This is a genomic window from Pelovirga sp., from assembly GCF_059864205.1.
The window spans coordinates 21,571-33,272 of the sequence record NZ_JCBCBS010000177.1; the positions used below are offsets into that span (position 1 = coordinate 21,571).

The window sequence follows — 11,702 nt, forward strand, 5'->3', positions numbered from 1 at the left end:
GGTACTATGGCTGCCCCACCCAGACCTTTACCTGGCGCAACCACGGCAGATCACCGGCACGTGCAGTCAAAATGGCCTGCAGCTGCGCAAGGTTTTCGCTAGAAACATCTGTTGCCGCATAGAACAGGTCTACATCAATGGTCTGATCGAGATAGTGCAACACGGTATGATGGGGCTGCTCAAACAACGGCTCCCCCTGCCAGCGCTGATCCAACTGCGCAACCGCATCCGGGCGCAACGGCAGTCGGCGGTTATCTTCGGTGACATCGACATGCTCATCACATTCGGGATCGATATGAAAAGTGACATCAGAGATATGATCATATTGATTTCGTAACAAACGCGCGACCCAGGCCCCAACTTCATGCCCCTCTGACACACTGATATGCGGATCAACCTGCAGGTGGATATCGAGCAGTGTACGGTTCGCCATGCGCCGACTGCGCAGGTCATGCACATCCCTGACACCAGGGATGGTGAGAACCGCTGCGCGGATCGCGTTCACCTCGTCCTGGGGTAGCGCGGTATCAACCAACTCCTTGAGACTTTCCCAAATCAGCGTAAAGCCGATGCGCGCCACCATCAGGGCAACAAACACTGCCGCCAGTTGATCCAGCCAGGAAATACCGAGTAGGGCCCCGCCGATAGCGACAAAAACGACAATGGAGGAAAGGGAATCGGTACGATGATGCCAGGCGTTGCCTTCGAGCAAACGCGAGTTTATCTGCCGGGCAATCCGCATGGTGTAGTGATAAATCCACTCCTTGCTGACAATCGATGCCAGAGCAACGACCAGAGCAATAGCACCGGGTGTTACCAGTTCACGCGGGGTTAACAGACGCATCAGACTGTCCCACACCAGGGCACCGGCAACGGCAATCAACAAGGCACCCAGAATCAATGTCGCCAGGGTTTCGTAACGATCATGACCGTAAGGATGGTCTTTGTCCGGCTGCCGCCGCCCGTAGTGATTGGCAACCAGCACCAGAACATCGCTGAGCATATCGGACGCGGAATGGATACCGTCGGCAATCAGGGCGTAGGAATTGGCCCAAAAACCGACGAACATCTTGACACCCGCATTGATGACGTTGACCACCAGGCCGATCAGTGTAACTTTACGCGCCGCACGTGTCTGCTGATTATGTAATTCGGTCTCCATAGCCATCGCTTGTCATCACGCCGGAATAAAGCTGGTATGGCTGTCGACCCTGGCCAGGGTCGCGGTGAGCAGCTTGATGGCCATTTCCAGATCGGCCAGATCCAGGGTTTCCACCGGGGTGTGCATGTAGCGCAGGGGAATGCCCAGCAATGCCGTGGCAACCCCGCCACGGGACAATTGCATCACGTTGGCATCAGTACCGGTAGCACGCGGTACACCGATAATCTGCACCGGTATATTCTCGGCTTTTGCCGTTTCAACCAGTAGATTAAAAAGCGCCGGATTGATATTGGCGCCTCGGGCAAGCACCGGCCCCTTGCCGAGTTCGACCCGACCGATACCATTCTGTTCAACATCGGGGCAGTCGGTGGCATGGGTCACCTCAACGACAATACCTATATCAGGATTAACCCCATAACTACTAGTCGTACCACCGCGCAGGCCGACCTCTTCCTGCACCGTCGAGACGCTATACAGATCGGCCGCGATGCCGCCGCTGTGCTGAACCTGTCTCATTACTTCAGTGACAATAAAAGCGCCCATTTTGTCGTCAAAAGCACGCGCCGTAACCCGCCGACCCTGCAAGGGTTGTAAGCCAACGGCGAAAGTTACCGGATCGCCGATACGGATCTTTGCTTCAACTTCTTCGCGTGACGTGCAACCAATATCGATATACTGCTTATTTAACTTGATGACCGTATCCCGGTCTTTACTCTCAATCAGATGGATAGCTTTTTTGCCGATAACACCGGCCACATCCCCGTGGTCAGTGTGGATACGCACCCGTTGACCCGGAGACAGATGGGGATCGACACCACCAATGGCGCCGAAATAGATAAAGCCCTTATCATCGACAAACTGGACCATGAAACCAATTTCATCGCAGTGACCGGCGAGCATGACGGTGGGGCCGCCCCGTCCCTTAAGCAAGGCGATCAAATTGCCCATGATGTCGGTTTGAATGGTGTCGGCCACAGGCTCAAGCTGCTGCCGAATCAGGCGTTGCACCGGCTGTTCAAATCCTGACGGGCTGGGGGTTTCAACCAGTTGTTTAAGAAAATCGAAATGATTAAAGGTGTTCATTTTCTAGCCTTTAGCGTACGCAACCAGGGCGCGTGAGTTGGCCTGAGCCTGCAGAAATTGATCTTCGGTCAGTGCCGCCCCCAACGCAATCCGGCGCATCTGCTCGCCAGAGACCAGATCACCGGGACCGTGGGTGTCATTATTGATGACCAGTTTGGCACCGTACTTGTGCGCCAGCTTGGCGACATGGCCATTGGTAAGGGAATGCCCTTTACGGGTGGTAATTTCCAGGCAGACGCCCATTTCTGCAGCCAGCTGGACTTCTTCAGGGGTAATAAGTCCCGGATGTGAGAGGATATCGACACCCGCCTTGATGGCGGCCAGGTTGGTTCCCGTCATCACCGGCTCGACAATGGTTTCACCATGGACAACCACCAGTTCGGCACCATGATCGCGCGCCAGTTTAGCGGCATCAGCGATGGCTGCCGGTGCGACATGGGTCAGCTCCACCCCGGCCAGAACCTGCATGCCGTTAGCCTCACCGATCTCGTTGACGACACCAACGAGATTGGCGAGCAGCCAGGCGATATTGCTTTTGTCGGCGTGGTCGGTAATGGCGATGGCGCGATAGCCGGCGACAGCAGCGCGCCGCACCAGTTCAGCCGGCACCAGTTCACCGTCGCTAAAAAACGTATGGGTATGAAGATCAATCATCGTAGTATTCCTGTCAGCAGAAGTTATCCTGGTAGTCCCCCAGATGGGAGTTGCGCAACACCTTGACGATAGTAACGGGAACAATTCGGCCGATCAGCTCCTGCGGACCACTGAAGTTGACAATCCGGTTCCAGACTGTACGCCCGAAAAGTTGACCATTCCCCTGTTTACTCGCCCCTTCCACCAGCACCGGCACGATGCATCCGGCATCCTCTTGCCAGATCTCGCTACTGATGCGCTGTTGCAGTTTCAGCAGCCGATCAAAACGCTGCTGTTTCCGGTGGGCGGAGGCATTGTCGGGCATGGTCGCTGCGGCTGTTTCGACCCGTGGTGAATACAAAAAGGTAAAGGCATCGGCGTACCTGACCTGTTCAACCAGATCGAGGGTGGCCTGAAAATCTTCTTCTGTCTCCCCTGGGAAGCCGACGATAATATCGGTAGTCAAGCGGATCTGCGGACACACGGCTTTTAAACGGCGCACCTTGTCAAGATAATCGGCAGCATCATAGCCGCGATTCATCAACGCCAGAATCCGGTCTGAGCCACTTTGAACCGGCAGATGAATTTGCGGACACAGGCTTTTCAAACGGCCAAAGCAGTCAATCAGTTCAGTAGTAATGTCCTTGGGATGCGAGGTCGCAAAGCGCAAGCGTTCCAAACCGGGAAGTGCGTCCACAGCCTGCAACAGCTGGGCGAAGGACATCTCATTATCCGTCTTGCACCCATAGGAATTGACGTTCTGACCAAGCAGGGTCACCTCCTTGACTCCGGATGCTGCCAGGTTCTCAATTTCTGCGAGAATTTCCGTGCTGGGACGGCTGATCTCCCGCCCCCTGACGTGAGGGACGATGCAGTAGGAACAAAAATTATCGCACCCTTGCATGATGGTGACAAAGCGCGTGACACTCTCACTGGTCGAACGCTCGGGAAACAGATTCAAGCGCGTTTCACGATCAAGAAAATCGGTTTCACTGGCGCGCCCACGTGTCCGCTCCACCTGCTGCACCATTTCGGGCAAACGGTGGATGTTGTGGGTGCCGAAAACCAGATCGAGATAAGAAACCGTATCGAGCATGCGTTGCCCCTCCTGTTGGGCGACACAGCCACCAACGCCGATAATCAGCTCCGGGCGCTTGTCCTTGATCGGCTTGAAGCGGCCGAGATGTCCATACACCTTACGTTCCGCCTTATCCCGCACCGAACAGGTGTTGAGCAACACCAGATCGGCCAGATCGGGTGCGTCAACCGGCTGATAGCCGATGTCCTGCAACAGCGCGGTAATCTGCTCGGAATCAACCACATTCATCTGACAGCCAAAAGTTTCCAGGTAAAAAGATTTCATATCACCATCATCGTTTAAGTACCTTGCGGCACGGATTTTCAGTCAATTTAACATCATAGCCACGACAACTTATCCGAGTCAAACAGGATCCTCTTGTCCCAGGGGATTAATCGCCGCAGCAGGCAAGGTGCGCAGGCAGGTCGTGGGTTCTTCCAGACATTCGAGCATCACCCTGCGCGAATCAGTAAATCTCAGTTCAATAGTGGCCAGCCGGTCTGTGTAGGGATGAAGAGTAACGGCATGCAGCGACAACCACGGATAGCTGAGGGTTTGCTTGTTCAATCCGTACCGAACCAATAAACGCCGGTCGGTGACGGCATAAAAAAGGGTTTCCCAGCGCCGGCGTAAATACACCAACCGTAAGGGGCCTAAAACCAAGGCCGGTAGCAACGGCAAAAGGAAAAGAGCCAACGTCAGAAGCGAAAGCTCACGATGCCAGCTTCCTAAAAAGAGCGGCCCAAAAAACAGCAACACAACAAGCGCGCCAAGTTGACTGCGCCAGTGCCGCAACAGATAGCAACGCGGTGCCGGCCGCCCCTGCCAGAGCAAAACCTCATTTTTTTCCAGGGGCCAAACCAGCATACCGTTCAGCGCGGCAACTGCCGCAACCGCTCAGCAGCGGCACGTCCAAGCGCACTACGGCTATCAACCTCCAGCAGGTGCCGATACAGGTTACGGGCGCGAACACCGTTGCCACGCCCCTCTTCTGCTTCCGCCAACAGAAAAACACCCTGCAATGTCGGTAGCAGTGCCAGCGAAGCTTCTATTTCCGCGACGGCATCCGGCCATTCAGCGCGGCGCAAATGAATGTAACCAAGGCCCAGTCGCGACTGATAATAATCTGTATCTGCGGCAACCGCCTGACGCAGATAGCGTCGTGCCGGGATCAGATCTTCGCCGCGCAGATAAGCCATCCCCAACGCCGTCAGTAACAGGCTCTGGGGCTGCTGCCGGATCGCCTGATGATATAATTGCAGGGCTTTTGTCTGTTCTGCCGCTGCTTCAGCATACCGGGCCTGGTCATAGAGTTGGTAGGCAAGCGCTGACTGGTGAAGGCTTGCCATCTGCCGACCATAGGCAGTACGATCAAGACCTTTAGCGCTGCGATAGCCGGGATAAGCTGCAGCACGATAATCACGGACCGCTTGCCGGCGCAGCGACGATAACTCATAAGGATTAACTGACCGGCCGGCAACAGTGGCCTCCTGGTTCAGGCGCTGCCACATGTCATCCAGCTCAAAAAAGCCGCTCACAGGATAGCCGTTACGAACCAGCAGATCGATAGCTGCGCTATCTGCACGCATGTCCTTCTCACTGCCATAACCCTTGTGCAGCGTTCCTTCCGTCAGTTCACGCAGCAACAATAAGCGCTGTGAATAGTTCGGATCCCCGGGCTGTACGTCCTGCAAAAAAACGGCGCGACCCCGGACCAGGGGTCTCATGTTGTTGGTCACATGACCGGCCTGAAGATGTCCAATTTCGCGTGCCAACAGGGCGACGAGCTGCTGCTCAGACTCAAGTTCCTGCAATACACCGCGCGTTACAACAACAATGCCACCCGTCAAGGCAAAAGAATAGGCGTCTGAATGATTGGCAACCCTGACCTGTTTGAGCTGATTGCTGCTATCCGTCATCAGCCGCCGGGCAACCTGATTGACATATTTTTCAAGATCGACATCAGGGTAATCCCCTCCCAGATACTGAACGACTGCATTGCTCCATAGCTGGCTGAGCTGGGATTCCTGCTCGGCGCTTAAGGGCGAATCATCCGTAACCTTGATGAAACCGGGTCTTGGGGTGCAACCGCCGACAACAAACAGGATGAGAACAACAAACAAAAAATTAAAAATCCGTACCACCAAATACCCCTTGCTTCATTTATCACATCAACATCCAACAGCTGATTGATATTAAAACGGTTGCGCCGGAAGCGAGCAGCAACTATAAATTATCTCGTCTGCTAAAAACAACTTTTCACCTTACAGGAGTCGTCATGATGACCGACACTGCGGCGCAGGTTCTTTTAAACACCGCCCACACAGCGATTGAACATGCGCTTGACCAGCTGCCCTATTCCCCCGCGCCTCGAGAGGAACAACTCCTGAATGAGCGCGCCGGCTGCTTTGTCACCTTGAAGATCAATGAGCAGTTGCGCGGCTGTATCGGCAATTTTCAGTCACGCCGCCCCCTCTATCAGGAAGTGGCCCTGATGGCTGTCGCCGCCGCCACCCAGGACCCGCGCTTTTCTCCCCTGACCAGAACCGAACTGGAGTTGGTCAGGATTGAAATTACCGTTTTGTCACCATTGGAGAAGATCTCCGGCCCCGACGACATCATCATTGGCCAGCATGGTATTTACCTTGAGCATGGGATCAACCGCGGCGTACTGCTCCCCCAGGTAGCCGCCGAACATTGTTGGGATGCCTTGACTTTTCTGCGTCAGACCTGTAACAAGGCCGGGCTGTCGGCAGACATGTGGCAAGCCCCGGATACCGAACTTTATCGCTTCAGTGGCGAAATCATTACAGAAAAAGCATAAATTCGTTGTCAGGAGTTGGAATGACTGAAATATCGCTGGAACTAGTACCCCGGAATGAACTTTCCCTGCGCAAAGAGCTGGAACTGGTGCGCCGGCATCTCCCGGCGGTAAACAGGATCAATATCCCCGACATCCTGCGGTTTGATATGCGCAGCTGGCAGGGGTGTGCCATTGCCGGAGAATACGTACCCCATACCATCCCGCACCTGCGCGCCATCGATTTTAATCCTGATGCGCCCCTGCCAATCCTTGAACAGTTGCGTAACAGCAAGGTCGAGGCGGTACTGGTTATCAACGGCGACCCGCCACAGGAGATGAAACACACCTACTATCGCACCAGTTCTCTCGAAATGATTCGACGCCTCAAACGCGAGTGCCCTGAGCTGACGATCTACGCCGGGATTGACCCCTATCGTAGCGGCATTAAAGATGAAATCGACTACTTGCACGCCAAGCAGGACGCCGGCGCTGATGGTTTTTTCACCCAGCCTTTTTTTGATCTGCGATTGATGGAGATTTACCAGGGGTTTTTCCGCAACACCACCATCTACTGGGGGGTCTCACCCGTTGTTACCGACAGTAGCCGCAGCTACTGGGAAAACAAGAACCACGCAATTTTCCCGCGCGATTTTGCCGCTACGCTGCAATGGAACCGTGATTTTGCCCGTAAGGCACTGGAGTTTGCCCACAGCCATGATGACAATCTCTACTTCATGCCGATCAAAACTGATATTGTTCAGTATCTGCAAGGAATAATCTAACACAAGATGACAACCTCTTGAGTGGATATGGCCATGAACATCAACAAGCTGATACGCCAGGTTCAACCACCGCCGATCACCGAGGTCAAAAGCTGGCTCGCTGGTCGCAGTGCCTCGGCAGCACTCCCCCTGCTCGATCTCTGTCAGGCGGTACCCAACTACCCGCCGGCACCAGGACTCATCAGCCATCTGCAAAAAGCCCTCGATGATCCGGCAACCTACCGCTACAGCCCGGATGAAGGCTTGCCGGATGTGCGGACAGACCTGTGCCACTGGTATCAGCGCCACTACCAGAGTGCTCCCCAACCAGATCAGATCTGTCTGACCATCGGTGCCAGTCAGGCCTTCTGGCTCGCCATGATGTGCTTATGCCAACCGGGTGATGAAGTGATCGTTCCCCTGCCGGCCTATTTTGATCACTTGATGGCGCTGCAAAGCTACGGGGTAAAGCCGTCATATATCCCCTTCGATCCAGACAGCAGTGGTCTCCCGGACCTAGCTGCCATCGAACAAAAGATCACCCCCAGGACCCGGGCCCTGTTATTGGTTTCACCCAGCAACCCGACCGGGGCGACGATCCCGTCACAGCAACTGGAACAGCTTCTGGATCTGGCGCAAGCACGCTCAATTGTCCTGATTCTTGACGAAACCTATAACTGCTTCATCAACGACTTCAGCAATTCCCCTCCGCATCAGCTCTTTAGGCACAACAACTGGCAGCAGCACTTTGTTCACGTCGCTTCCTTCGGCAAAACCTTTGCCCTGACCGGCTTGCGCTGTGGCGCCCTGATTGGCGCAATGGAACTGATCGAACAAGCGTTAAAAATTCAGGATAGCATGGTGGTATGTCAGCCGCGTCCGGCGCAACTGGCACTGCAATATGGGTGTGGTCATCTGGATGGCTGGATAGAAGAAAAAGCACAAATAATGCAACAGCGTCACGCTGCCGTTACTGCCTGCTTTGACACCGGCATCAAGGGGTTTGAGTTGACCGCCAGTGGTTCTTTTTTTGCCTGGGTCAAACATCCCTGGGTCGGCCTGAGCGGTCGCCAGGCAGCACGAAAACTGCTGGACAAAGCGGGGATCATCTGTTTACCGGGAGAGGCCTTCGGTCCCGGCCTTGAGCCTTACTTACGGCTGGCCTTCGGCAACATTGAGACGGGTCAGATGAACGAATTGAAGCTGCGCCTGGAAGGGGTGTAAATCGGTATTTTAATCCAGCGGATCAAATTGATCCCGCGCCGCATAACACAAAGGGCAAACCCATTCCGGCGGCAAATCAACAAATTCGGTGCCGGGCAGAATGTTATTCAGGGCATCCCCCTTTTCGGGATCATAAACATAGCCACAGCAGGTACAGATATAACGCATAGTATTTACATCCCTTTACGGTCAGGGGTCAGGTATCAGACCTGAACAAAAAAAGACCCAAGTCGCAGCCTGAGTCTCATATTTTTTTGGTGGGCGGTACTGGGATCGAACCAGTGACCCTTCGCGTGTGAGGCGAATGCTCTCCCGCTGAGCTAACCGCCCGCATGAGGCGTTTTTATAGCAGCATCATGATTATCTGTCAATTGCTTGTTGTGGCGACCCCAGGTGGATTCGAACCACCGGCCTACTCCTTAGGAGGGAGTCGCTCTATCCAGCTGAGCTATGGGGTCGTGGGGGTTTTAGTACAATTATTTCAGTATCTTATGTTTTCCATTTTACTAGATTACGGCATGTTATATCATCAAACTTCATAGAAAAGCTCATCAAAAAGACCACAAAACGAACCACGATCAATCATGAAACGGTTTACAGATACAGGGGTTAAAAACCTCAAGCCAGAAGTCAAACTCTATGAGCGCACAGAGGGTGGTGGCTTCTCTATTCGGGTATAACCATCCGGGACAAAAACCTTTTACTATATCTATTACGATGCTGGCAAGAAACAAAGGGTTCGTATTGGCGAATATGGATAGATTTCACTCGCTGTAGCGCAAGAAAACGCTGCTGTCCTCCATTCTGCCCAAAAACGTGGTGTTGACCTGAAACTTGAAGGCAAGACCGTCGCCGATCTCACAACACGCTATCTGTAAGAATACTCCAGAACAACAAACACGCTGCGGATATACAAAGAAAATAAGCGTGTTCTGACCGTTAACGTACTCCCCCACATTGGGCACATCGATCTGAACAATATAAAACGCAAACACATTTATGAATTGCTGCAGCGCATTATTGAACGAGGTGCACCCATACAAAGCGACAATGTCCTGAAAGTGGTCAGAAAGATGTTTAATTTTGGCATCGAGTGCGGCATGACGGAAATCAATCCGACACACATGATCAAGCAACAACCAGAGAAAGAAAAAACGCGCGTATTATCCATGGATCAGTAAACCCGGAAAACCGAAATCTTAAAAAATTCGTTGATTTTCAAGTAACTCTAATGGACAGAGGATCTGGAATTGTCAGGCGCATCCGATTCACAGCAAAAAATATCCTTCATCAAGAATCCAATAAAAGATACTTAACAACCGGCAAGCAACGTACATGGGTGTCTCCTACCGTCATTTCGGTCTCCAGTTCGTTGGTGAGCAGAAGACACTCTGCCTTGTCCTTTTTTATTAAATTGCTGAAAGCGGCCAGTTCACGTTCAGGGATTTCTGACTGAGGATCATCCTCGTACCAGACTTGGATGCGCTGCGTTATCGTCATACCTTGTTTTACAATGAAATCAGTTTCGCTATCATCTTCGCCAAAAAAAACGTCTTCATGGCAACGATGCAGATGGTTATGGACGACGTTCTCGACAAGGCGCCCGGCATCGGCTGAAAAGGAAAAAGCCACCCGGTTGCGCAACCCGGTATCGATAGCGTAAGGCTTGAACCCGGCTCTCTGGACACTTTTTAGGGACCAGCTGAATTTCTGTAACTGGAACGTCAGGTAGCTTTCAAGAATTGCCGAGAGATAATTTTCGGTCTTATCTTGAGAAATGGAAAAGTTATTTTTGAGCTTATTGACACTGGTCTTCCGAGTATTGTTGGTCATCAGAAAGACCGCTAAATTGCGCAGATCAGCAACGTCACGAATCTCATGGCGGGTCACAATATCCCGGTAGAGGATATCCTCGAAGTAGTTTTTCAGCAACATCTCACGATCCTCGTCGTTTTCTTTGAGGATAACTTCTGGAAAGCCACCGTACTTGAGGTATTCGTGAAAGTGATGACGAATCAGTGTCTTTTTTGCAATGTATTCAAGTTCTGAATGAACTATGATATCTTTAAATCGCAAATATTCACTGAAAGAAAGTGGATAGACCTCGAATGAAACCTGCCGGCCAGTCAGTTTAGTGCCGATCTCCCGGGAGAGCATCTGTGCCGAGGAACCGGATACGAAGATCTTCACATCCTCGGTATCACTGCGACCACGTACCCACCCTTCCCAACCAGAAATATTCTGAATCTCGTCTAGAAAAAGATACCCCTTCCCTTCCGGACAAATCCGTTCCCGCCAGGTGCGGTAGATCTGTTCGAGCAATTCTACCGATGCTTCGACGGAAAAAAGTGGTTCTTCCAGGCTAACCCGTAACAGCTGCCGGGGCAGAATGCCCTTACCAAGCAGAGCATCCATTATTTGCGCCAACAGTGTGGACTTGCCGCAGCGACGCACCCCTTTCAGGACAAGGATTTCCTTCGTGTCGACCTGAGACAAACATCGTGACAACAAATCCCGGCCGATCCCTGCTTCGACATGTCCAGTCGTCCAGAAGCGATTGTAACTGACCAATATTTCAAGAAGGCGCCCTGCATCCATAATATCAACCGTCTAGCAAGTGAACTACATGTACCTTATCACCGACATACCGGTAGGTCAAGACGATCCTGCCGCTCAAAATCATTGTCACATGAATGTTATTCATCTTAATTTTCGTGTGCGCCGCCAACCGGCCCAAATATCGGTACCAGCTCTCTAATCAAGAAATTGTTCTAGATAATCTTGAGGGAACTCATATTCTTTCATTTTCTCCATTCGATGCTCTAGAATGGTTTGCTGTGTTCCATCTTCATAGGTAATAACCCCGTCAAAATTAAAGAAGCATTTAACGAAGCGTTTTGATGAGATAATATCTTCGGTATCCTGATTAGTTAACACATTGTAGAGAAAACCGTTCCT

General features: G+C 52.4%; 13 protein-coding genes and 2 tRNA genes. 4 read left to right on the plus strand and 11 right to left on the minus strand.

Annotated features, from left to right (window positions below):
- Positions 1–4: 4 nt before the first annotated feature.
- From AC6F7T_RS11275 to AC6F7T_RS11300, 6 genes are all read right to left on the minus strand, one after another.
- Positions 5–1,168 (minus strand): cation diffusion facilitator family transporter, encoded by a 1,164-nt coding sequence (locus AC6F7T_RS11275; RefSeq protein ID WP_500718908.1) that lies wholly within the window; start codon positions 1,166–1,168, stop codon positions 5–7.
- A 9-nt stretch (positions 1,169–1,177) separates the two neighbouring features.
- Positions 1,178–2,245, minus strand: coding sequence for a M20/M25/M40 family metallo-hydrolase (locus AC6F7T_RS11280; protein WP_500718910.1), 1,068 nt, complete (start codon positions 2,243–2,245; stop codon positions 1,178–1,180).
- 3 nt (positions 2,246–2,248) lie between these two features.
- A complete protein-coding gene (locus tag AC6F7T_RS11285) occupies positions 2,249–2,899 on the minus strand; it encodes a histidinol phosphate phosphatase domain-containing protein (protein ID WP_500718911.1) in 651 nt (216 codons plus the stop codon).
- Between the two features lie 13 nt (positions 2,900–2,912).
- Positions 2,913–4,241: a tRNA (N6-isopentenyl adenosine(37)-C2)-methylthiotransferase MiaB gene (gene miaB, locus AC6F7T_RS11290; RefSeq protein ID WP_500718912.1), complete on the minus strand. Its 1,329-nt coding sequence runs from the start codon at positions 4,239–4,241 to the stop codon at positions 2,913–2,915.
- Between the two features lie 78 nt (positions 4,242–4,319).
- Positions 4,320–4,823 carry a PH domain-containing protein gene (locus AC6F7T_RS11295; RefSeq protein ID WP_500718914.1) on the minus strand — a complete coding sequence of 168 codons (504 nt, stop codon included), beginning with the start codon at positions 4,821–4,823 and terminating at the stop codon, positions 4,320–4,322.
- 5 nt (positions 4,824–4,828) lie between these two features.
- Entirely contained in the window at positions 4,829–6,100 is a 1,272-nt protein-coding gene (locus AC6F7T_RS11300; protein ID WP_500718916.1) for a M48 family metalloprotease, read from the minus strand.
- Positions 6,101–6,234: 134 nt separating this feature from the next.
- On the opposite strand from AC6F7T_RS11300, the gene amrA reads away from it, so the two are divergent.
- From amrA to AC6F7T_RS11315, 3 genes are read left to right on the plus strand one after another with little or no spacing between them, the layout of a single operon-like run.
- On the plus strand, positions 6,235–6,780 hold the full coding sequence (gene amrA, locus AC6F7T_RS11305) for an AmmeMemoRadiSam system protein A (protein ID WP_500718919.1): 546 nt from the start codon (positions 6,235–6,237) through the stop codon (positions 6,778–6,780).
- Positions 6,781–6,800: 20 nt separating this feature from the next.
- On the plus strand, positions 6,801–7,541 hold the full coding sequence (locus AC6F7T_RS11310) for a methylenetetrahydrofolate reductase (RefSeq protein WP_500718921.1): 741 nt from the start codon (positions 6,801–6,803) through the stop codon (positions 7,539–7,541).
- 33 nt (positions 7,542–7,574) lie between these two features.
- Entirely contained in the window at positions 7,575–8,744 is a 1,170-nt protein-coding gene (locus AC6F7T_RS11315) for an aminotransferase (protein WP_500718923.1), read from the plus strand.
- Between the two features lie 9 nt (positions 8,745–8,753).
- On the opposite strand, the gene AC6F7T_RS11320 is transcribed toward AC6F7T_RS11315, so the two are convergent.
- The 3 genes from AC6F7T_RS11320 to AC6F7T_RS11330 all read right to left on the minus strand — a co-directional run bounded on the left by AC6F7T_RS11320 (position 8,754) and on the right by AC6F7T_RS11330 (position 9,202).
- The gene (locus AC6F7T_RS11320) at positions 8,754–8,912 is read right to left on the minus strand and encodes a rubredoxin (protein WP_500718925.1); all 159 of its coding nucleotides are present in this window, start codon (positions 8,910–8,912) and stop codon (positions 8,754–8,756) included.
- Positions 8,913–8,999: 87 nt separating this feature from the next.
- Positions 9,000–9,074, minus strand: a tRNA-Val gene (locus AC6F7T_RS11325).
- A 51-nt stretch (positions 9,075–9,125) separates the two neighbouring features.
- Positions 9,126–9,202: transfer RNA gene (locus tag AC6F7T_RS11330), tRNA-Arg, on the minus strand.
- A 450-nt stretch (positions 9,203–9,652) separates the two neighbouring features.
- Between AC6F7T_RS11330 and AC6F7T_RS11335 the strand changes: the two genes are divergently transcribed.
- A complete protein-coding gene (locus AC6F7T_RS11335) occupies positions 9,653–9,925 on the plus strand; it encodes a phage integrase central domain-containing protein (RefSeq protein WP_500718930.1) in 273 nt (90 codons plus the stop codon).
- A gap of 109 nt (positions 9,926–10,034) precedes the next feature.
- Here AC6F7T_RS11335 and AC6F7T_RS11340 read toward each other — a convergent pair whose 3' ends face one another.
- The gene (locus tag AC6F7T_RS11340) at positions 10,035–11,342 is read right to left on the minus strand and encodes an AAA family ATPase (protein WP_500718926.1); all 1,308 of its coding nucleotides are present in this window, start codon (positions 11,340–11,342) and stop codon (positions 10,035–10,037) included.
- A gap of 156 nt (positions 11,343–11,498) precedes the next feature.
- Positions 11,499–11,702, minus strand: a 204-nt coding sequence (locus AC6F7T_RS11345) for a hypothetical protein (RefSeq protein WP_500718928.1), incomplete at its 5' end; no start/stop codon positions are given.

Bases quoted from the DNA above. Each gene is read 5' to 3' on its own strand.
- AC6F7T_RS11275 (WP_500718908.1), bottom strand. From the start codon at position 1,168: ATGGCTATGGAGACCGAATTACATAATCAGCAGACACGTGCGGCGCGT.
- AC6F7T_RS11280 (WP_500718910.1), bottom strand. From the start codon at position 2,245: ATGAACACCTTTAATCATTTCGATTTTCTTAAACAACTGGTTGAAACC.
- AC6F7T_RS11285 (WP_500718911.1), bottom strand. From the start codon at position 2,899: ATGATTGATCTTCATACCCATACGTTTTTTAGCGACGGTGAACTGGTG.
- miaB (WP_500718912.1), bottom strand. From the start codon at position 4,241: ATGAAATCTTTTTACCTGGAAACTTTTGGCTGTCAGATGAATGTGGTT.
- AC6F7T_RS11295 (WP_500718914.1), bottom strand. From the start codon at position 4,823: ATGCTGGTTTGGCCCCTGGAAAAAAATGAGGTTTTGCTCTGGCAGGGG.
- amrA (WP_500718919.1), top strand. From the start codon at position 6,235: ATGATGACCGACACTGCGGCGCAGGTTCTTTTAAACACCGCCCACACA.
- AC6F7T_RS11310 (WP_500718921.1), top strand. From the start codon at position 6,801: ATGACTGAAATATCGCTGGAACTAGTACCCCGGAATGAACTTTCCCTG.
- AC6F7T_RS11315 (WP_500718923.1), top strand. From the start codon at position 7,575: ATGAACATCAACAAGCTGATACGCCAGGTTCAACCACCGCCGATCACC.
- AC6F7T_RS11320 (WP_500718925.1), bottom strand. From the start codon at position 8,912: ATGCGTTATATCTGTACCTGCTGTGGCTATGTTTATGATCCCGAAAAG.
- AC6F7T_RS11340 (WP_500718926.1), bottom strand. From the start codon at position 11,342: ATGGATGCAGGGCGCCTTCTTGAAATATTGGTCAGTTACAATCGCTTC.